The organism is Pseudomonas sp. R3-41 (assembly GCF_054161485.1).
In genome coordinates, this window is record NZ_CP096421.1 from 5,152,843 (window position 1) to 5,173,114 (window position 20,272).

Annotated in this window: 15 protein-coding genes; 4 read left to right on the plus strand and 11 right to left on the minus strand. The window is 61.6% G+C overall.

Annotated features, from left to right (window positions below):
• Positions 1–51: 51 nt before the first annotated feature.
• The 9 genes from M1D99_RS22110 to M1D99_RS22150 all read right to left on the minus strand — a co-directional run bounded on the left by M1D99_RS22110 (position 52) and on the right by M1D99_RS22150 (position 14,045).
• The gene (locus tag M1D99_RS22110) at positions 52–3,618 is read right to left on the minus strand and encodes a glycosyltransferase (protein ID WP_458130774.1); all 3,567 of its coding nucleotides are present in this window, start codon (positions 3,616–3,618) and stop codon (positions 52–54) included.
• A 94-nt stretch (positions 3,619–3,712) separates the two neighbouring features.
• Positions 3,713–5,278 carry a flagellar hook-associated protein 3 gene (locus tag M1D99_RS22115; protein WP_458130775.1) on the minus strand — a complete coding sequence of 522 codons (1,566 nt, stop codon included), beginning with the start codon at positions 5,276–5,278 and terminating at the stop codon, positions 3,713–3,715.
• A gap of 13 nt (positions 5,279–5,291) precedes the next feature.
• Positions 5,292–7,358, minus strand: a complete 2,067-nt coding sequence (gene flgK / locus M1D99_RS22120) for a flagellar hook-associated protein FlgK (protein ID WP_458130776.1) — start codon at positions 7,356–7,358, stop codon at positions 5,292–5,294.
• 10 nt (positions 7,359–7,368) lie between these two features.
• Positions 7,369–8,685 (minus strand): flagellar assembly peptidoglycan hydrolase FlgJ, encoded by a 1,317-nt coding sequence (flgJ, locus tag M1D99_RS22125; protein WP_458130777.1) that lies wholly within the window; start codon positions 8,683–8,685, stop codon positions 7,369–7,371.
• Positions 8,686–8,696: 11 nt separating this feature from the next.
• Positions 8,697–9,770 (minus strand): flagellar basal body P-ring protein FlgI, encoded by a 1,074-nt coding sequence (locus M1D99_RS22130; RefSeq protein ID WP_207966038.1) that lies wholly within the window; start codon positions 9,768–9,770, stop codon positions 8,697–8,699.
• A 42-nt stretch (positions 9,771–9,812) separates the two neighbouring features.
• Complete coding sequence (gene flgH, locus M1D99_RS22135; protein WP_186704643.1) at positions 9,813–10,508, minus strand: flagellar basal body L-ring protein FlgH; 696 nt, start codon at positions 10,506–10,508, stop codon at positions 9,813–9,815.
• 67 nt (positions 10,509–10,575) lie between these two features.
• Positions 10,576–11,361: a flagellar basal-body rod protein FlgG gene (gene flgG / locus M1D99_RS22140; protein WP_053120245.1), complete on the minus strand. Its 786-nt coding sequence runs from the start codon at positions 11,359–11,361 to the stop codon at positions 10,576–10,578.
• Between the two features lie 49 nt (positions 11,362–11,410).
• A complete protein-coding gene (locus tag M1D99_RS22145; RefSeq protein WP_186704642.1) occupies positions 11,411–12,148 on the minus strand; it encodes a flagellar basal body rod protein FlgF in 738 nt (245 codons plus the stop codon).
• 337 nt (positions 12,149–12,485) lie between these two features.
• Positions 12,486–14,045, minus strand: a complete 1,560-nt coding sequence (locus tag M1D99_RS22150; protein WP_434571704.1) for a sigma-54-dependent transcriptional regulator — start codon at positions 14,043–14,045, stop codon at positions 12,486–12,488.
• A gap of 397 nt (positions 14,046–14,442) precedes the next feature.
• Here M1D99_RS22150 and phhA point away from each other — a divergent pair, with 397 nt between their 5' ends.
• The 3 genes from phhA to M1D99_RS22165 all read left to right on the plus strand — a co-directional run bounded on the left by phhA (position 14,443) and on the right by M1D99_RS22165 (position 16,877).
• A complete protein-coding gene (gene phhA / locus M1D99_RS22155) occupies positions 14,443–15,228 on the plus strand; it encodes a phenylalanine 4-monooxygenase (protein WP_186704640.1) in 786 nt (261 codons plus the stop codon).
• A 99-nt stretch (positions 15,229–15,327) separates the two neighbouring features.
• A complete protein-coding gene (locus M1D99_RS22160) occupies positions 15,328–15,684 on the plus strand; it encodes a 4a-hydroxytetrahydrobiopterin dehydratase (protein WP_003184087.1) in 357 nt (118 codons plus the stop codon).
• Positions 15,684–16,877, plus strand: a complete 1,194-nt coding sequence (locus tag M1D99_RS22165; protein ID WP_186704639.1) for an amino acid aminotransferase — start codon at positions 15,684–15,686, stop codon at positions 16,875–16,877. The genes M1D99_RS22160 and M1D99_RS22165 overlap by 1 nt, the downstream gene beginning before the upstream one ends.
• A 196-nt stretch (positions 16,878–17,073) precedes the next feature.
• On the opposite strand, the gene M1D99_RS22170 is transcribed toward M1D99_RS22165, so the two are convergent.
• A complete protein-coding gene (locus tag M1D99_RS22170) occupies positions 17,074–17,637 on the minus strand; it encodes an NAD(P)H nitroreductase (protein WP_186728593.1) in 564 nt (187 codons plus the stop codon).
• Between the two features lie 161 nt (positions 17,638–17,798).
• Between M1D99_RS22170 and M1D99_RS22175 the strand changes: the two genes are divergently transcribed.
• Complete coding sequence (locus tag M1D99_RS22175) at positions 17,799–19,253, plus strand: TrkH family potassium uptake protein (protein ID WP_186704637.1); 1,455 nt, start codon at positions 17,799–17,801, stop codon at positions 19,251–19,253.
• Here M1D99_RS22175 and M1D99_RS22180 read toward each other — a convergent pair.
• Positions 19,210–20,271 carry an AraC family transcriptional regulator gene (locus tag M1D99_RS22180; protein WP_411386798.1) on the minus strand — a complete coding sequence of 354 codons (1,062 nt, stop codon included), beginning with the start codon at positions 20,269–20,271 and terminating at the stop codon, positions 19,210–19,212. The two genes, M1D99_RS22175 and M1D99_RS22180, sit on opposite strands and share 44 nt — an antisense overlap.
• Position 20,272: the final 1 nt, after the last annotated feature.

The window sequence follows — 20,272 nt, forward strand, 5'->3', positions numbered from 1 at the left end:
GAGGCGAAAAAAAGGCGACTAAAGTCGCCATTGATCCAAGTTTTGTCAGAGCTAGTCCGGCAACCAACCCCACAACCAATGTTGCAGGTTCTTGCCGCTGAGCATGTAGTCGCGCAACACCGCTTCGCGCAGTTCATCGCCCATGCGGTAGCTGGCGTCAGGGTCGGCCAAGTGCATGCGGATTGCCGCGATCCATTCCTCGGTGCTGTTGCTGCGTACCTTGGTACACGGCAGGAAGCCGTCGTAGGCCTTGGTGTCGGTGCAGATCACCGGGTAGCCGCAGGCGCCGTACTCCAGCAAGCGCAGATTGCTCTTGCAGTCGTTGAAGATATGGAACTCCAGCGGTGCCAGTGCCAGGTCGAGGTTCAGGCTGGCCAGTTTGAACGGGTAAGTCTGCAATCCGACGGAGGCGTGGAACTCATGAATGTAGGGGCGCAATACTTCCGGGCACATCCCGAAGAACACCCACTCCACCTCATTGGCAAGTTCGCGGACGACGTCGGCAATGATTTCCAGATCGCCGCTGTGGCTGGTCCCGCCGCCCCAGCCGACCCGTGGCTTGGAGGATGTTCCGCGCCGGCTGCTCAACCGGGCCCATGGCTCGGGTCGCAACATGTTAGGCACCACGCGGATCTCGTTGTGCATGCAGGATAAGGCATCCGCCAGCGGTTGAGTTGTCACTACCACGCGATCACACAACGCGATACCCTCGCGCAGCATCTGCTCGGTGTTGACCGGTTTGTTGCGCGTGTGGGTATTTTTCTTGGGCGCGCTTACGATGTAGTCGTCGAGTTCAAAAATCCTAAAAGCGCCGGAATACTTCTTCATTCGTAGAATGTCGCCAGCAGCACCTTCGCTGTAGCGCCCCTGCAACACGATGGCATCTGGAGACAGTCGCTCGATTTCAACGGTCGAAGGCGACTCGTAGGCCACCCGAGCAATCACTCGACCGGCAGCTTCAAGCTCAGCCAGGGGGGCCGTGACGCGATAATGACCAACTGCTGTGGCATTGACTGGCAAACCAAGTACCAGTGGCAATGTACGGGTGCAAAACGGGTTCCAGTTATTGCGTAGCGAGGGTTCCAGACCGAAGCTGGAAGCCCCCAGGCTCAAGGAAGGACTGTAAGCCGGGTCACGAGCAATCTGCGGCAGCCATTTGCGATAGAAAACTTCACGCTCGCGTTCCTGCAACGCTTCTTCCGGCTGGGCTGACGATTGCCCGGTCGCTTGCATGACGCTGGCGTAAGGCGTCCAGACCACCAGATAGCCATCCTTACCTATGCGCAGGCACAAATCGACGTCACTGAGGCCCTGGGTGAACGTCGCCTCATCAAGACAATCGAGCTCTTCGAACACCTGCTTGCGCACCATCAGGCAGTCGCTGCTGACCGAACTCCAATTCTGGGTCGTGTGCAGACGCTGCATGTAGCCACGCGAGGTCGCGGACTCGCCATAAAACGGTGACCCCACCGGTCCGGCCAACCCGAGGATCTGCCCTGCGCCGACAATCGTACCCTGAGGGCTGAGTATCCTTGCGCCGACCACCGCGACTTCCGGGCGCACGGCATGGTTGATCAGTTCGTCCAACCAATCACTTTCGCAAATGACCATCTGTGGGCTAAGCAGCAACAAGTAGCCGCCCAGGGCCTGGCCCGCGGCGAAGTTACGCACCGCCGCCTCATTGTCGTCACCGGCGTAACGCAGCACGCGCAGCATGCTTGCGCCCAACTGCGCCATGTCCGCCAGCCAGCCGAGCATGGCAGGATCCCTGACGCCGCTATCCACTATCAGAATTTCATAATGCGTATAGGCCGTGCGCTCGATCAGGCTTTCGCAGCAGCGCTGCAAGGCTTTCAACGAATCCCCCGTGCGCAGGATGATCGACACCAAGGGACGAATGCCGTATCGGTAGTCGATGCGATTGATCAACGGCAGCACATCCTGGCGAATATCATGAGGTGCGCCGATGCGCGCCAGGTGTGCGCCGACCATAGGGGCGTTGCCCTCGATAACCCCCGGCCACGACAACCACTGGGCGAAGCTCAGCGTCGACTCCACCTGAATCTCGGCAATGTGCTCGATGGTCTGCGGGCCAGCCTCTTCTACCAACCGCCAGAGCAAATCGTGAGGTGCCAGCTCGCCATGGGCCGGGTCGAAACCGCCCACGGTCATGAAACGCTCACGCTCGAAGGCCAGGGCCCGGCCGACGTAGGGATAGGCGCGCATCAGGTCGAGGTTGAAATCAGGCTTGAATACCGGCTCGATGGACTCGCCGTTTACCAGTGCGCCCTCATCGCTGTAAGCGCAGAGAATTCCCGGTTTCCCGGCCACGCGTTCGGCCAGGATCAACAATGCCGAGTCACGCAGAGTGTCGCCAGCACGCAACAGATAAAACCAATGCGCGCCCTCCAACTGCGGGACAATTGCATTGAGTTGCCGCGCCCAATCGGGCTGATAGGGCAACTGCAACACCCGGTCATTGGCCTCGCAACGGGCGTCGGAAAGCACCACGACAGCCTGGGCCGGATAGAGCTGGCCGTCTATGCTGCGCAGCGTGGACGCCAATGCCACATCGTCACCGGCACCGTCGATGACAATGGGCACGATGTTCGGCCGCAACGGCCAACTGTCGATGCGCGCAGGCATGACACATCGTTCGACCTCACTGAAACGACGATTCGACAGCCATTCACGGTAGAACTCGGCATAGCTCTCGCTCTGGGCGCCTACCCGACCATTGACGACGGTATTGCGGTTGCCCAGCACGCGGGTTACGCAGAGCTCCTGCCAGGCATGAGGCTGGTCAGTGATTTTATTCAAATCGATGCAGCGCACCCAACCCGAGGCTGGAGCCGCTTCACCGCTGCGCGCAACAAGCATCTGCGCCAGCCATTCCCATTCTAATCTGGCAGCCTTGAGCATTTCCGGGGTCTTGCTTAAACGCTCCGGGTAGAGACGCTCGATACTCAACACGGTATTCAAGGCAATCAGGTTGCCGCGTCGCATCAAGCAGACAAACAAAGCAAAATCGAGCACCGCAACAAAACCGGCACCGTCCTGAATCAGGGCGGGCAACAACTCCAGCACATCGGCCCGGCGCATCAGGGCGGAACTGAAATTACCGATAAAGTTAGTAGGTGTTTTCTCAAAAATCGCCAGCATGTCGTCGCCCTTGAGCAAGGCGTCATTCGGCGAGAAGCGGCAGTTATCCACCCGAGGTGGCAAGATGAAGTTACCTGCGTCGCACAACAGCCGAAGCGCAAACACCACGCTCACGTCAGCATGATCCATCAACGCCTGGGCCTGCATTGCAATGCTCGGTGCGAATAGCCGGTCGTCATCGCACAGCACCTTGATGAACTCACCGCTGGCCTCTTCGACACAGCGCAACAGGTTGCCCTGAAGCCCCAGTCGCTGTGGGTTTCGCAAATAGCGGATCGGATGGGACGGTTCAGTGAACGATTCGAGGATCTGGCGAATCTCATCGCCAGGCGAATCATCGCAAACGATGATCTCGATGTGTTCGTAGGTCTGGGTCAGGGCACTGAGCAGTGCCTGGTCGAAAAACCGAGGGTTATAGGCAGGAATGACGATGCTGACGAGGGGAAGTGACTTCACGGTTAAAACTCTCGAGCGGCGGGCTCCGGCCTTTTCAGGTCGGAGCCCCGAAACCGCTTAAAAAAAGACGGTTGGCGGCTCGGTCGATACCGGCTCAGATCTTGTTGAACAGACCCAACTGGGCGATCTTGCTGAACGCCAGTTGCGAGGCTTGCAGCATGGTCTGTTGCAACGTCAGGCGGGTCATCACCTCGGCCGCATCGGAATCGCGGATCGACGATTGGGTCTGGTTGTTGGCCAGGATCAAGCTCTGGTTGGTATCGCTCTGGGTATCCAGAGCAGCACCACGACCACCCACCGAACTCAGGGCGCTGGACAATTGATCGGTGCCGCTCGCCAGGTTGCCGATACCGGACGCCAGCGAAGCCTGCAGCTTCTGCAGCGCAATAGGATCGTTGTTAGTCGGCGTGCTCAACGCGGTCTTCAACTGATTCACGGTGTCCAGGACGTTCTGGGTTTCGTGGGTGTTGACCGCGATGCTGAACTGATCGTCTGCGGCTGGCGTACCGTTCAGGGTAAAGCTAACGCCCGACGCTGTTGCGACGTTGCCAGCCAGGGTGCCACTGGATACGGGTTGGCTGTTAGCCGTCAGCGGTGCTGCGTAGAGATCGAAATCGGTGGCGCTGGTGAACTTCAACACGGCCGCCCCGGTAGGGAAACTGGCGTGGTACGCCACCGGATCGGTGATCTCGCTGCCGGTGATCTGCACTGCGGTCGGGTTGCCGGGGCTGCGCATCGGAACAAAGGTGTCCGGCTTGGCAGCCAGGGTGAAAGTATGGCCTGGCAACACGGTGCCCGGGACGTCACCCGCTTGCAGATTGATGTTCAGGGTCAGTTCCACACCACGGAACTGGACCGCCTGCCCACTCTTGCTGTTAGGGTCGAACGCGCCACCCTGGCTGGCTTCGGCGGTCACGTCATTGCCGAGCGCGTCGGTAATTTTCAGTTGCGTGCCGCTGGTGAACTCAACGGTGTACGGCTCTCCGCTGCGGAACTTGCTGTTGTAGCTGACACTGGACGACACCTGGCCGTCGGACAAGACCACGCGTCCGTCATCCACCGGCGGCGCGGTGCGGGTGACCTGGCTGCGGCTGGTATTGACGGCCTGCTGGAACACTTCCCAGCCAGTGCTGTTGGTGGCCATCGACATGGTGTCGCCGATCGGCAGGTCGAGCGTCACCTGGTCGCCGTTGTAGCTGTAGCTGCCATCGGTGTTGCGGGTAAACGGGATGGTGTCACCCTTGGAACCGGCAAAGATGTACTTGCCGTTTTCGTCCTTGCTGTTCATCAGGCTCAGCAATTGTTCTTCGATCTGCGCCAGCTCTGAAGCGTTGGCCTGGCGGTCGGCGTCGGTGTAACCGGCGTTGCCGGCACCGACAGCCAACTCCTTGGCGCGCTGCAGCACGTTGCCGATGCTGTTCATCACCGCCTCAGTGGTGCCCAGGGTTGCCTTGATGGTGTTGGTGTTGGTTTCGTACTGGGCCAGCATCGAAGCCTGTGTACCCAGTTGCAGCAGACGCGAAGCCCCCACCGGGTCGTCGGCGGCGGTGTTCACCCGCACCAGGCTGCTGGCCTCTTCGCTGGTCTTGACCACATTGGCGAAGTTTTTCTGGTAGTTCGCAGCCGTGCTTTCGTAGAACTGAGAAGTAGAAATGCGCATGGGCTACGGCTCCTTAAAGACTGTTGATCAATGTGCTGAAGATTTCCTGCGCAGCCTTGATGATCTGCGAAGACGCGGTGTAGTACTGCTGGAACTTGACCAGGTTGCCGGTTTCTTCATCCAGGTCCACGCCGGACAACGAATCGCGGGCGTTCTTGGCATTGTCCAGGATTGCACCGGTGGCGGCGCTGTCGAGCTTGCCCTGGGCAGCCTTGGCGCCGACGCCTTCAACCAGTTTGCCGTAGGCATCGTTCAGGGAAATGCCTTTGCTGGCGGCACCGGTGTCGACGGTCTTGGCGGTCTGCAAGCCCGCGAGCGCGTTACCGTTACGGTTGTCCAGGGTGCCAGGCTGGCTGAGGCTAATGTCGATGCCCGCCCCATTAGATGGCGCGCCGGCGATGGACATGTCGAACGCGACAGTACGCTGCACCGGCGGTACGGACGAATCCATGATCGGGTTGCCGCTGGCATCCTTGAGCGGAACACTCAGGCTCAGGGTGTTGCTCTGACCGGGTTTGATCGTGCCGCCACTGATAAATCCGCCCTTGGCATCGAGCAACTGATAAGCCTGGCTCGTGCCATCAGTCGAGGTCGCGCCGAACACCACCTTGACCGGCATGGAATTCTTGATGCCGTTCTGGATGATGCTGGTGGTGGCCTCGTCGTAGATGTCCAGCTTCGTCGTCATGGTCGGCTGGCCGCTGGCCGGAATGGTCAGCGTGCCACTGCCGCCCGGCGTGATGGCGGCGCCCAGCGGGGCAGCAATCGCCAGCCGCTTGGAGTCGGTCATCTCGGTCTTGATGCTGCCCGCCGCGTTGCGGGTCGGGGTGATCTTGAACGAATCGCCGGCGGCCGCAGTGCCATTGGCGAAGGTCAGCGAGAAGCCATCGACGACCGGCGCTGGCGTGGTCGTCGTGCTGAACGCGCCCAGGGAGGTGTTATCAGGCAGGCGCTGTACGGTGTAGTTGGTGCCGCTGGTGAAGGTGATCTTGTAGTCGTTGGTGGTCAGCTTGCCGGTGTCTTCGATGGACACATTGAAGTTGCCGGAGCCTGCGCTGTTGCCCAGCGAGGCGACGCTGCGCTGGCTCATCTGCGCGGCGCTGTTGATGCTGCTGAACAGGTTGGAACCAAACGCACCGTTCTTGTCGATGCCCGAGGCCTGGATGCTGTTCATCTGATCGGCGACGACCAGGGCCACGCGGCCCAGCTCGTTCATGGCCGGGTCGAGCACGGTGCTGCGGTAGCGCATCAGGCCACCGATCTCGCCACCGGTCATCACCTGGGTGAGGTCCATGACGCTGGAGCCGCTGTTGAGCTGGATGCCGATGCGCCCCGGATCGTTCTTGTCCGGCACCGCTTCGAGTTTATTGGTGATGTTGCCCATCACCAGCGGCTGGCCGGAACCGAGGTAGATGTCCAGGCTACTGCCGTTCTCGACGACTTGGGTGCCGGTGAAGGTCGACAGTTGGCGAATGGTTTCGCTGCGCGCGTCGAGCAAATCGTTCGGCGCGCCTCCAGAATTGGAGACTTCGGCGATTTTCTTGTTCAACTGGGCAACGGTGGTGGCCAGGCTGTTGATCTGGTCGACCATGTTCGACAGGTTGCCATTGATGTTTTCGTTCTGCGCGGTCAGCTGGCTGGCAACCGAATTGAAACGGTTGCTCAGGGCTTGAGCATCGCTGAGCAGCAACTGGCGGGACGCATCGTCGCCCGGCTTGGCGTTGACGTTCTGCACCGAGGCGAAGAATTTGGTCAGCGCGCCGTTGAGGCCGGTGCCGCTGTCCGACAGCAGCGAGTCAAGCGGCGTGATCTGCCCCTGGTAGGCCGCCGCATCGCTGTTGAGCGAGGTGGTGGTCTTCAGTTGCGCTTCAAGATACGAGTTATACACCCGGCGCACATCGGCCAGGGTCGTGCCGGAACCGATGAACACGTTGCCGTACTGGTTTGACGCCTTGGTGGTCTGCACGGTCTGCTGACGCGAATACCCGGCGGTATCGACGTTGGCGATGTTGTTACCCGTGGTCACCAGTGCGGTCTGGCTTGCGGACAGACCCGACATCCCGATATTGAGCAAACTCATGGTTCAGACCTTATAAAGTCGTGGTGGCACCAGCCGATGCGTAGTTTTGGTAACTCGTCATCTGCCGGGCTATGTTCGAAATCTTGCTGGCGTAGTTCGGGTCGGTGGCGTAACCGGCCTTCTGCAACTCGCGTACAAACTGTTCCGGTTTATCGGCCGACTTCAGCACTTCTTGATAGCGGCTGTTGCTTTGCAGCAGATTGACCAAGTCATGGAAACTGTCGCGGTACGAGGCGTAGGAACGGAACTCGGCCGTCTCCTTGACCATCTCGCCATTGCGGAATTCGCTAGTGATCGCCCGCGCCGAATCGCCCGTCCAATTCTTGCTGGCCTTGATGCCGAACAGGTTGTGGCTGCTGCTGCCATCGGGCTGGCGCATCACCGATTTGCCCCAACCGGTTTCCAAGGCGGCCTGGGCCACCAGGTAACGTGGGTCGACACCGATGCGGTCGGCGGCTTCCTTGGCCATTGGCAGCATGGCATTGACGAATTCATCGGCATCGCGGAAGGCCTTGCGCGCTGGCGCCAGCGGTGGCTGGGCCACGGCGCGACCATAGACCTGCATGTCGCCTTTGGGCTCGGACGCCTTGAGCGCGGCCAGCCAGTCGCCATTGGCCAGTTCGCCGGTGGCCGGCTTGACGGCGGCGATGGCGGCGATGGCGCGATCCGGCAGCAGGTTCTGCGCAGGGGCATCGGCATTGGCCGCAGCCGAAGGCACCAACCCGGCGAGCAGGCGGTCAGCCAGTTTCGGTGGCAGGGCCAGGCGCCGCTGGTTGAGCAGTTCCATGTCGTTACGGTGGACGCCCTCGGCCCCTTGCGGCGCGCTCACGGCCCGCGAGGCCCACAACGGACGCTGGCCACTGGTACGCGACAACGGCCCATCGGTAGGCAGGGTCCCGGCCGCCACTGGCGTCGGCACCGGTGCCTTGGTGACTGTGTCCTGCGCCTCTTGTTGCTTGGCAGCCGACAATGTCGCCGCCTCGCCGGACACCAAAGGCTTGTTCTTCGACATCTGGCGCAACAGCACATCGGCCAGGCCGATACCACCGCCTTCGCGGGACATGGAAACGGCCAACTGCTGGTCGTACATTTCCTGGTATTGCTTGGCTTCCGGCGTGTTCATCGGATTGTCCTTGCCCAGGGCCTCGGTGGCCGAACGCATGGACTTGAGCATTTCGCCGAGGAACAGCGACTCGAATTCCTGCGCCACTTTGCGCAGGTTGCCTTCGCTGTTCTTGTCGCCGACCTTGAGCTGGTTCAGGCGATTCAGGTCCGAGTAGGACCCCGAATCCCCGCTGATCAAGGCGCCTTTGCGCATATCCACCATGACCGCTTTCCTTAAATCACGATCAGGTCGGCTTGCAACGCGCCGGCCTGCTTCAAGGCTTCAAGAATGGCCATCAAGTCGCCCGGCGCCGCGCCGACCTGGTTCACCGCCCGGACGATTTCATCCAGGGTCGTGCCCGGGCCGAACTTGAACATCGGCTTGGCTTCCTGTTCGGCATTGACTCGCGAACGCGGGACCACGGCGGTCTGGCCGTTGGACAATGGCCCCGGCTGGCTGACGATCGGGTCTTCGGTGATGGTCACGGTCAGGCTGCCGTGAGTCACGGCGGCCGGGGAAACCTTGACGTTCTGGCCGATCACGATGGTGCCGGTACGGGAGTTGATGATGACTTTCGCCACCGCCTGGCCCGGATCGACTTCGAGGTTTTCCAGGATCGACAGGTAGTCGACGCGCTGGCTCGGATCCAGTGGCGCGGTGACGCGGATCGAACCGCCGTCGATGGCCTGGGCCACGCCTGGGCCAAGCATGTCGTTGATCTTGTCGACGATGCGCTTGGCCGTGGTGAAATCGGAACGGTTGAGGTTCAGTGTCAGGCTGTTGCCCTGGTTGAAACCGCTCGGCACCGCACGCTCCACCGACGCACCACCCGGGATGCGACCGGCCGACGGAACGTTGACGGTGATCTTCGAACCGTCGCGACCCTCGGCGTCAAAACCGCCCACCACCAGGTTGCCCTGGGCAATGGCGTAGACGTTACCGTCGATCCCCTTGAGCGGCGTCAGCAACAAGGTGCCGCCACGCAGGCTCTTGGAGTTACCGATCGACGAAACGGTGATATCCACTTGTTGGCCGGGCTTGGCGAATGCCGGCAGATCGGCACTGATCGATACCGCCGCGACGTTCTTCAACTGCACGTTGCCGGAGCCGGCCGGCACCTTGATGCCGAACTGCGACAGCATGTTGTTGAACGTCTGCAGGGTGAACGGGGTCTGGGTGGTCTGGTCACCGGTGCCGTTCAGGCCCACGACCAGGCCGTAGCCGATCAACTGGTTGGAACGCACGCCGGAAATGCTGGCGATGTCCTTCAGACGCTCGGCTTGAGCGGTGAAGGCCGCCGACATCATCAGGGCACCGATCAACAGCTGTTTAAGATTCAACTGGGCCACCTAGAAAGGGAACTTCGGGCTGAGGAAGAAACGGTCGAACCAACCTGGCTGACTCGCATCGGCAAAGGCACCAGTGCCCGAATAGGTGATGCGCGCATCGGCCACGCGGGTCGATGGGACAGTGTTGTCGGTGGAAATATCATCGGCGCGAACCATGCCGGCGATACGCACCAGCTCATCGCCCGTGTTGAGGGTCAGCCACTTCTCGCCGCGCACGGCGATGATGCCGTTGGGCAACACATCGGCGACGGTCACGGTGATCGAGCCGGTCAGGCTGTTGCTCTGGCCGGACTGGCTGTCGCCTTTGCTCGATCGATCGGAACCGTAGCCGGCATTGAGACTCAGGTCGCCGCCACCGATCGGGTTGTTGGTGGTCAGGCTGGAGCCGAACAGCGAGGTCAGGCCGACGCTGGTCTCGCTGGTCTTGTCGATCTGCGAGTTGGCGTTCTTGCTGGCCTGGGTCCGCTCGTTCAGGGTGATGGTGATGATGTCACCGACCCGGAAGGCCTTGCGGTCGCTGTACAGGTTCTGCTCGAAGCCGGCCTGGTAGATCGAACCATTGTTGGCGGCAGCCGGCAACGGCGTACGCGGCAACACCGGAGCGTAATACGGGTCATTGGGCCGTGGCGTTGGCGCAACACAGCCCGCGAGTGCGGTAATCCCACTCAGTGCCAGAACAGATACGAAGCGTTTCATGACCCTACCTCTTGGTGTTGCAGGCGACCCTGGGGCCGCCCTGTCTACGTAATGACGGACGACGCGGTTACAGATTCTGCGTAACGAACGAGAGCATCTGGTCGGCGGTGGAGATCACCTTGGAGTTCATCTCGTAGGCACGCTGGGTGGTGATCATGTTGACCATCTCCTCGACCGTGCTCACGTTGGAGGTTTCCAGGGTGTTCTGCAGCGTGGTACCGAAGCCGTTCAAGCCTGGGGTGCCGACTTGCGGCGCGCCACTGGCAGCGGTTTCCAGGAACAGGTTGTTGCCCACCGCTTGCAGGCCGGCCGGGTTGATGAAGTCGGCGGTCTGCAGGTTGCCGATAACCTGGGCGGCCGGGTTGCCTGCCACGGTGATGGACACGGTGCCGTCACGGCCCACGGTGAAAGTCTGGGCATCGTTCGGGATGACGATGGCCGGTTCCAGGGCGAAACCGCTGGCGTTGACGATCTGGCCGTTGGAGTCGAGGTGGAAGGTACCGTCACGGGTGTAGGACGTGGTGCCGTCCGGCTGCAGGATCTGGAAGAAACCGCGGCCGTCGATGGCCATGTCCAGCGGCTGCTCGGTGGTTTGCAGGCTGCCGGCGTTGAAGTTTTTCTGGGTGCCGACAATGCGCACACCGGTACCCACTTGCAGGCCCGACGGCAATTCGCTGTCCTGGGTCGATTGGGCGCCTGGCTGGCGTTTTACCTGGTAGAGCAAGTCCTGGAACTCGGCGCGATCACGTTTGAAACCCGTGGTCGAGACGTTCGCCAAGTTGTTGGAAATGGTGGAAAGGTTGGTGTCCTGGGCGGACAGACCTGTTTTGGCAACCCAAAGAGCCGGAAGCATTCGATTCTCCTCGTACGCCTGTTTTTCGGCGCGACGCTGTAATTAATAGTTAGATCTGCAAGACCCGAGCCATGGCTTCATCGCCTTCTTTGGCGGTGTTCATCATCTTGACGTGGAGCTCGAACTGCTTGGCCAGGGCCAGCACCGACGTCATTTCATCCACGGCATTGACGTTGCTCGCCTCCTGGAACCCGGACACCAATTGCACGTTGCCGTCGATGGGCGCCGGCTGGCCGTCCTTGGTCCGGATCGAGCCGTCCAGGCCCTTGGTCATGGTCCTGAGGTCTGGGTTGACCAGCTTGATGCGGTCCACTTCCGCCATCACCCGCGGGCCTTCGCCCATGGCGCGGATGCTGATGGTGCCGTCCTGGCCGATTTCGATTTTCTGCTCGGGTGGCACGGCGATCGGACCGCCATTGCCCATCACCGGCATGCCGTTGCCGGCCCGCAGCACGCCCAGGGCGTCGACATTGAGGCTGCCGGTGCGCACGTAGCTCTCACCGCCATCGGGGTTCTGCACGGCCATCCAGCCCGGCCCGCTGACCGCCACGTCCAGATCGCGACCGGTCTCGATCAGCGCACCCGGGGTGAAATCGGTGGCAGGACGCTCGGAGAGGGCAAACGCCCGCGCCGGAAAGCTGTCGCCGAACACCGGCATCGAGCGCGCCTGCTCCAGGTCTTTCTGAAAACCATTGGTGGAGATGTTCGCCAGGTTGTTGGCATGGGCCCGCTGCGCCAGTGCGTTCTGGCTGGCGCCGGTCATTGCCACATAAAGGTACTTGTCCACTGTCGTTCCTCTGCATGCCGGACGTTTGCCGCCCACTGCTGTGTTGCACAGCCTTAAGCAATTTGCAGACCAACTTTTTTCTGGCGCCCCTGGGTCCTGGAAACAAAGGACTTGAGGGTTCTGGAAGGGATTTGGGGAAGGTATCGAAGACGAAAAACCGGCGGTGTTGTGCCGGTTCGTGGCAATGCTTTTCCTTGGGTAATGGCCTCTGCCGTCATCGCGAGCAGGCTCGCTCCCACATTGGACCTCCAGTGCTCCAATGATTTGTGAGCAATCAGTAATCTTGTGGGAGCGAGCCTGCTCGCGATAAGGCCGCATGAGCACCGAGAGCAAGCAACTATGGCTCGGTTTTGCCGACTTCGTATTCGCGCAATTTATTAGCAATGGTCGTATGGGAAACCCCCAGCCGCTTGCCCAGTTGCCGGCTGCTGGGATGTTCGGAATACAAGCGCTCCAGCACCGCTTTCTCGAAACGCCCAACGATCTCGTCCAAGCCCCCCTCAAGGGAGAAATCGCCAAGGGGCTGGCGCACGCCGTAGTCCGGCAGGCGGATGTGCTCGGCTTTCACCTTCCCGCCATCGCACAAGGAAACCGCTTGGAACAGCACGTTTTCCAATTGCCGGACGTTGCCCGGCCAATGGTAATGACTGAGGCGGTCCATGGCCGCCGGCGCCAGCTTGGGCAGTGCACAGCCGATCTGGCGGCTGGCCTGGTCGAGGAAATGCTCCACCAGCGGTGCCAGGCCATCGAGGCATTCGCGCAGGGGTGGGATGTGTAGCGAAAGCACATTCAAGCGGTGGTACAAATCCTGACGAAATTCGCCTCGGGCGCAGAGTTCGGACAAGTCCACCTGGGTGGCGCAGATCACCCTGACGTCCAGATACACCTCTTCATCGCTGCCGACACGCCGGAAGCAACCGTCCTGCAGGAAGCGCAGCAGTTTCACTTGCAGGCGCGGGCTCATCTCCCCGACTCCGTCGAGGAACAGCGTTCCTCCAGCGGTCAGTTCCAGCAGGCCGAGCTTGCCTTCGGCCCTCGCCCCTTCGAATGCACCGGGGCCGTAGCCGAACAGCTCGGTCTCGGCCATCGACTCCGGCAGCCCGGCACAGTTGAGTGCCATCAAGGGCGATTGCCCACGCGGGCTCGCCAGGTGACAAGCCCGGGCCAGCAGTTCCTTGCCCGTGCCGGTTTCGCCTTCAATTAATAGCGGCGCGTCCAGCGGTGCCATGCGTCGGGCCTCACGGACCACCGCCGCCATCACCTTCGAGCTCTGGAAAATGCTGTCGAAGCCACGCAACTCTTGCTTGCGCACGTTATAGATCCGTTCACCCACGCGGTCGGCCCGATGCAACGTCAACACCGCACCGGCCATGGCTTCGCTGTCGTCGTGTTCCGATTGCAGTGGCGCGATGTCGGCCAGGAACACGTCGCCCTTGACCTTGACCCTCAAGCCGTTGATGCGCGACTGGTTGGCGCGCACCAGTTCCGGCAAGTCGAAATCCTCGGCGTAGCGTGACAAGGGAATCCCCGGCACCTCGTCGACCCGCACCCCGAGCAACTGCGCCGCCGCCCGGTTGGCCGCGACGATGGAACCCCCCATGTCGATGGACAGCACTGGAAACTCCAGGGCGCCGAGCAAGGCGTTGAGCTCCATGTGCCGACGCTCGCTGGGCATCAGTCCTACGCGCTTGACGCCAAACACCCCGGCAATCCCTTCGAATTTCGGACGCAACGCCTGGAACTGGATGTTGATCAGGTTCGGGCAGTGCAGGTAGATCGCGTTGCCATGCTCGCCACCGACCTCGCCCCGGGCGACGTTGATGCCGTACTCCACCAACAGGTTGAGGATGTCCCGGAGGATGCCGATGCGGTTCTGGCAATGAACTTTGATGCGCATGAAAGGACCCAGGTGCATATGAGATAGAAAAGCGCGCCATTCCAGCCCCTCTGTGGCGAGGGAGCTTGCTCCCGCTGGGCTGCGCAGCAGACCCAAAACAGGGGCCGCTTCGCGCCCCAGCGGGAGCAAGCTCCCTCGCCACAAAGGTTTTCGGCGTGGCAACGCAAATAATCGTCAAGATTATGTGACAGATGTAGGCCGTTTCCCACCTGAAAATCCCGGAAAGATCGTACCGCCCGCCAAATCGTAACGAAAACTTTACGATTCAACCCGTCGTTCGCCCAATCCATCCTCGCCAAGCCGATGCACACATCGCCGCTTCGGGTTATCTCTAATGCATCGCTCGACATAACAACAAACGCATCTTCCCCCTGAGGGAAATCAGCAGGAGAGCAGCATGAAGCAGACGCAATACGTGGCCCGCGAGCCCGATGCGCAAGGTTTTATCCACTACACCGCTGAAGAACACGCGGTGTGGAACACGCTGATCACCCGCCAGCTCAAAGTCATCGAAGGCCGTGCGTGCCAGGAATACCTGGACGGCATCGACAAGCTGGGCCTGCCCCACGACCGCATCCCGCAACTGGACGAAGTCAACAAAGTGCTGGGCGAGACCACGGGCTGGCAAGTCGCCCGCGTGCCGGCGCTGATCCCTTTCCAGACCTTCTTCGAATTGCTCGCCAGCAAGCAGTTTCCGGTGGCGACCTTCATTCGTACCCGTGAAGAGCTGGATTACCTGCAAGAGCCGGACATTTTCCACGAGATCTTTGGCCACTGCCCGTTGCTGACCAACCCTTGGTTTGCCGAATTTACCCACACCTACGGCAAACTCGGCCTACAGGCTTCCAAGGAAGAACGCGTCTACCTGGCGCGCCTGTATTGGATGACCATCGAGTTCGGCCTGGTGCAGACCCCGCAGGGCCGACGCATCTACGGCGGAGGCATCCTCTCGTCGCCCAAGGAAACCGTGTACTGCCTGTCCGACGAGCCCGAGCACCAGGCCTTCGATCCGTTGGAAGCCATGCGCACGCCGTATCGCATCGACATCCTGCAACCGGTGTATTTCGTGCTGCCCGAACTCAAGCGCCTGTTCGACCTGGCCCACGAAGACATCATGGGCATGGTCAAGCGCGGTCGGGAACTGGGCCTGCACGCCCCGAAATTTCCGCCCAAAGCGGCGTGAACCGCGTCTTTTAATCCCAATTGAGTCTGTTGCACGACGCGGCTTTGCTTTAGCGTGGGTGCATCGACGTTTTTCAAATATTCGATCCAGGAACACACCATGAACACTCTGAACCAAGCCCACTGCGAAGCCTGCCGCGCCGATGCCCCACAAGTCAGCGACGAAGAATTGCCGGTGTTGATCAAACAGATCCCGGACTGGAACATCGAAGTGCGCGACGGCGTCATGCAGCTGGAAAAAGTTTTCCTGTTCAAGAACTTCAAGCACGCCCTGGCGTTCACCAACGCCGTTGGCGAGATCTCCGAGGCCGAAGGCCACCACCCAGGCCTGCTCACCGAGTGGGGCAAAGTCACCGTGACCTGGTGGAGCCACTCCATCAAGGGCCTGCACCGCAACGACTTCATCATGGCCGCTCGCACCGATGACGTGGCCAAGACCGCCGAGGGCCGCAAGTAATGCATTTCGACGCCATCGGCCGGGTACCCGGCGACCCGATCCTCGGCCTGATGGAGGCCTACGGGGCGGATAGCAACCCGAGCAAGTTCGACCTGGGCGTGGGCGTCTATAAGGATGCCCAAGGCCTGACGCCGATTCTTCAATCGGTGAAGCAGGCCGAGCAGCGACTGGTGGATCGCCAGGTCACCAAGACCTACATCGGCGGTCATGGCGACGCCGCGTTCGGCCAGTTGATCAATGAGCTGGTGCTGGGCGCCGACTCGCCGATGATCAGCGCAAAACGCGCCGGCGCCACCCAGACACCCGGCGGCACCGGTGCCCTGCGCCTGAGCGCCGACTTCATCGCCCAGTGCCTGCCGGGCCGTGGCGTCTGGCTGAGCAACCCGACCTGGCCGATCCACGAAACCATTTTCGCCACGGCCGGGGTCAAGGTCAGCCATTACCCTTATGTGGGCGCCGATAACCGCTTGGATTTCGAGGCGATGCTGGCAACCCTGAACCAAGCGCCCAAAGGCGATGTGGTCTTGCTGCATGCCTGCTGCCACAACCCGACAGGGTTCGACCTGTCCCATGAGCAATGGCAGCAGCTGCTGGAAGTAGTGCGCAGCCGCGACCTGCTGCCGCTGATCGACTTCGCCTACCAAGGCTTTGGCGATGGCTTGGAACAGGACGCCTGGGCGGTCCGGCTATTTGCCGAAGCGTTGCCGGAAGTGCTGATTACCAGCTCCTGTTCGAAGAACTTCGGCCTGTACCGCGACCGTACGGGTGCATTGATCGTCTGCGCCCGGGATGGCGAAAAACTGATCGATATCCGCAGCCAATTGGCCAACATCGCCCGCAACCTGTGGTCGACGCCACCAGACCATGGCGCAGCCGTGGTGGCGACCATCCTCGGCAACCCGGAACTCAAGAGCCTGTGGGCCGATGAAGTCCAGGCCATGCGCCTGCGCATCGCGCAATTGCGCAGCGGTTTGCTGGAAGCCCTCGAACCCCATGGTCTGCGCGAGCGCTTCGCCCATATCGGCGTGCAACGCGGGATGTTTTCCTACACCGGCCTGACGCCGGAACAGGTCAAGCACCTGCGCGAACGCCACAGCGTCTACATGGTCGGCACCGGCCGGGCCAACGTGGCCGGTATCGATGCCACGCGCCTGGACTTGCTGGCCGAGGCGATTGCCGACGCGTGCAGATAACACCACCGTCGGCTGTTGATTGTGTGGCGAGGGAGCTTGCTCCCGCTCGGCTGCGCAGCAGTCGTAAACTGGCCTGGCGCGGTGTGCCTGAGGGATAGCGCTGTTCCACTTGGGGCGGCTTCGCCGCCCAGCGGGAGCAAGCTCCCTCGCCACGGTGGATCAAACCAGCCTCAAGTCATCCGCCGCCCTTGAGCCGTTATTGGCCCGTCCATTCTCGGACAAACTGCCCCACATCTTCCTGCGGTGCGGTACGCGCTTCTTTTTGCGGCGTGCCCAGGTAGAGGAAACCGATTACTTCCTCCCCGTCTTCCAGGCCAAGCCCCCGGGCCACATGTGGCGAGTACGCCAGTTCGCCGGTGCGCCACACGCCGCCAATCCCCTGGGCATACGCGGCCAGCAGGATGCCATGGGCCGCGCAGCCGGCCGCCAGCAGTTGCTCGGATTTCGGGATTTTGAAATGGTCCTGCAGACGGGCGATCACCACCACGACCAGGGGCGCGCGCAATGGGCCATTGAGGGCCTTTTCCACGACGGCTTCGGGCACCAGCGGGTCATTGAACTTTGCCGCTTCGGCCAGCAGTTCGCCCATGCGATGCCGCGCCTGCCCTTCCACCGTCAAGAAGCGCCATGGCCGCAACTGGCCGTGATCCGGTGCCCGCATGGCTGCGGCGAACATGAGCTCGCGCTGTTCCGGCGTGGGTGCCGGCTCCACCAGGCGCGGGACGGAAACACGGTTGAGCAAAGCGTCGAGAGCCTGCATCGGCCACCTCCTGAAAAAATGTCCAGCTATTCTAGTGGCTGTGCGGCGAGTCCGTTAGCGCAAATTCCGAGGCCAGGCAGCCAGGCGTCGCCGAGTGCCGGTTTACAGGACGCTGGCCGCAGGTAGAATGGCGCCCTTCCCTTTCAGCCTGAGCGGACTTCATGGCGTTGCCGACCCTGCGAATCATCGGTTTCATCATCGGCATCTTCCTGATCACCCTGGCGATCTTCATGGTCGTGCCCATGGTCACGCTGATGATCTTCGAGCGCACTGGCGACCTGCCGTCGTTCCTCTGGTCGAGCATGATCACGTTCCTCGCCGGCCTGGCGCTGGTACTTCCCGGGCGCCCGGAACACATCCACCTGCGGCCGCGGGACATGTACCTGCTGACCGTCAGCAGCTGGCTGGTGGTGTGTATCTTCGCTGCGCTGCCGTTCCTACTGACCCAGCACATCAGCTATACGGATTCGTTCTTCGAAAGCATGTCGGGCATCACCGCCACCGGCGCCACCGTCCTGAGCGGCCTGGACAATATGTCGCCGGGCATCCTGATGTGGCGCTCGCTGCTGCACTGGCTCGGCGGTATCGGCTTCATCGGCATGGCGGTGGCGATCCTGCCCCTGCTGCGCATCGGTGGCATGCGGCTGTTCCAGACCGAGTCATCGGACCGCTCGGAAAAAGTCATGCCCCGCTCCCACATGGTGGCGCGATTGATCGTGGCGGCCTACGTGGGCATCACCATTCTTGGCACCCTGGCGCTCTGGTGGGCCGGGATGAGCCTGTTCGATGCCATCAACCATTCGATGTCGGCGATTTCCACCGGCGGCTTCTCCACCTCGGACCTGTCCCTGGCCAAGTGGACCCAGCCGGCGGTGCACTGGGTCGCCATCGTCATCATGATCCTCGGCAGCCTGCCGTTTGCCCTGTACGTCTCGATGTTGCGGGGCAATCGCCGGGCGTTGATCAAGGACCAGCAGGTCCAGGGGCTCATTGGCGTGCTGCTGGTGACCTGGCTGGTGCTCGGCACCTGGTATTGGGCGACCACCGACCTGCATTGGCTGGACGCCCTGCGGCACGTGGCGCTGAACGTGACGTCCATCGTCACCACCACCGGCTTCGCCCTCGGCGACTACAGCCTGTGGGGCAATTTTTCGCTGATGCTGTTCTTCTACCTGGGGTTCGTCGGCGGTTGCTCGGGTTCGACGGCCGGCGGGATCAAGATCTTTCGCTTCCAAGTCGCCTACATCCTGCTGCGGGCCAACCTTAATCAATTGATCCATCCCCGTGCGGTGATCAAGCAAAAATACAACGGTCATCGCCTCGACGAGGAAATCGTCCGCTCGATCCTGACGTTCTCGTTCTTCTTCGCCATCACGATCTGCGTGATCGCCCTGCTGCTGTCGCTGTTGGGGGTGGAATGGATGACGGCGTTGACCGGTGCGGCCAGTACCGTGTCGGGCGTCGGCCCGGGGCTGGGGGAAACCATCGGGCCGGCCGGCAACTTCGCACCGCTGCCGGACGCCGCCAAGTGGATTCTGTCGGGGGGCATGTTGCTGGGCCGGCTGGAGATCATCACCGTGTTCGTGCTGTGTATCCCGGCGTTCTGGCGTCACTGACCGGTTCAGGCTGGCTCGCCAATCGCGCCCGGTATTCGCCGGGCGTGGTGTCGAACCAGCGGCGAAAGGCCCGGAAAAAATTGCTCGGGTCGGCAAATCCCAACAGGTAGGCGATTTCCAGCAGCGTCATGCCCGGCTGTGCCAGGTACTGCTCGGCCAGCTCGCGGCGGGTATCTTCCAGCAAGCTCTGGAAACTGGTGCCTTCTTCCTGCAAGCGCCGTTGCAAGGTGCGCTGGGACAGGTGCAACGTCTGCGCCACCACGTCTCGCTTGGGTTCCCCCTGGGGCAACAACCGACACAAGACTTGTCGTGCCTTGTGGGTCACGCGGCTTTCCGAGAAACGCGCGAGGTATTCCCCGGCAAACCGATCGTGAAGCTGCGCCATGGCTTCATTGGCCGTCGGCAGCGGCGCCTCCATGTCGGCCCGTTCGAAGATCAGCGCGTCATAGGGAGCGCCGAACACCAACGGCGCGTGAAAAGCTCGGTGATAAGGCGCCGGGTCCGAGGGTTCGGCACCCTGGAACAGCACCTTCACCGGATGCAGGGTGCGCCCGGTCAACCAGCTGCACAGGGCCAGCGCACAGGCCAGGGACGCTTCGGCGCTTTGGCGGGTCGGGGGCAGATGGTCGCCATGCACGGTCAGGATCAGCCCATAGCCGCCTTCCAACGGGCGGAAACTCAAGTCGGCGCTTTCGGCGATGATCCGCTGGTACCGCACCAGCCGTTGGAAACCCTCCACCAGGGTGCGACTGGACATCAAGGCGTAGCCCGCCACATGGAACGAGGCCGGGCGCACCACCTTGCCCATGTTCAAGCCAATGGCCGGGTTGCCCGACAACTCCACCGCCCGTTGCCAGAGCCGCGTCATCGAGTCCTGGGGGAACCGTGCATCCGGATCGTCCAGCGCATCGAAATCCAGCCCCAATTGATTGAACAGCGCCCGACAATCCAGGCCGTCCATTTCCAACGCCTTGACAATCCCCATCGCCCAGCTTGAAGAAGTCGTTCGTTCGCTCATG

Coding starts and splice junctions, on each gene's coding strand:
- M1D99_RS22115 (WP_458130775.1), bottom strand. CDS start 5,278: ATGCGCATTTCTACTTCTCAGTTCTACGAAAGCACGGCTGCGAACTAC.
- flgK (WP_458130776.1), bottom strand. CDS start 7,358: ATGAGTTTGCTCAATATCGGGATGTCGGGTCTGTCCGCAAGCCAGACC.
- flgJ (WP_458130777.1), bottom strand. CDS start 8,685: ATGGTGGATATGCGCAAAGGCGCCTTGATCAGCGGGGATTCGGGGTCC.
- M1D99_RS22130 (WP_207966038.1), bottom strand. CDS start 9,770: ATGATGTCGGCGGCCTTCACCGCTCAAGCCGAGCGTCTGAAGGACATC.
- flgH (WP_186704643.1), bottom strand. CDS start 10,508: ATGAAACGCTTCGTATCTGTTCTGGCACTGAGTGGGATTACCGCACTC.
- flgG (WP_053120245.1), bottom strand. CDS start 11,361: ATGCTTCCGGCTCTTTGGGTTGCCAAAACAGGTCTGTCCGCCCAGGAC.
- M1D99_RS22150 (WP_434571704.1), bottom strand. CDS start 14,045: ATGCGCATCAAAGTTCATTGCCAGAACCGCATCGGCATCCTCCGGGAC.
- phhA (WP_186704640.1), top strand. CDS start 14,443: ATGAAGCAGACGCAATACGTGGCCCGCGAGCCCGATGCGCAAGGTTTT.
- M1D99_RS22160 (WP_003184087.1), top strand. CDS start 15,328: ATGAACACTCTGAACCAAGCCCACTGCGAAGCCTGCCGCGCCGATGCC.
- M1D99_RS22165 (WP_186704639.1), top strand. CDS start 15,684: ATGCATTTCGACGCCATCGGCCGGGTACCCGGCGACCCGATCCTCGGC.
- M1D99_RS22170 (WP_186728593.1), bottom strand. CDS start 17,637: ATGCAGGCTCTCGACGCTTTGCTCAACCGTGTTTCCGTCCCGCGCCTG.
- M1D99_RS22175 (WP_186704637.1), top strand. CDS start 17,799: ATGGCGTTGCCGACCCTGCGAATCATCGGTTTCATCATCGGCATCTTC.
- M1D99_RS22180 (WP_411386798.1), bottom strand. CDS start 20,271: ATGAGCGAACGAACGACTTCTTCAAGCTGGGCGATGGGGATTGTCAAG.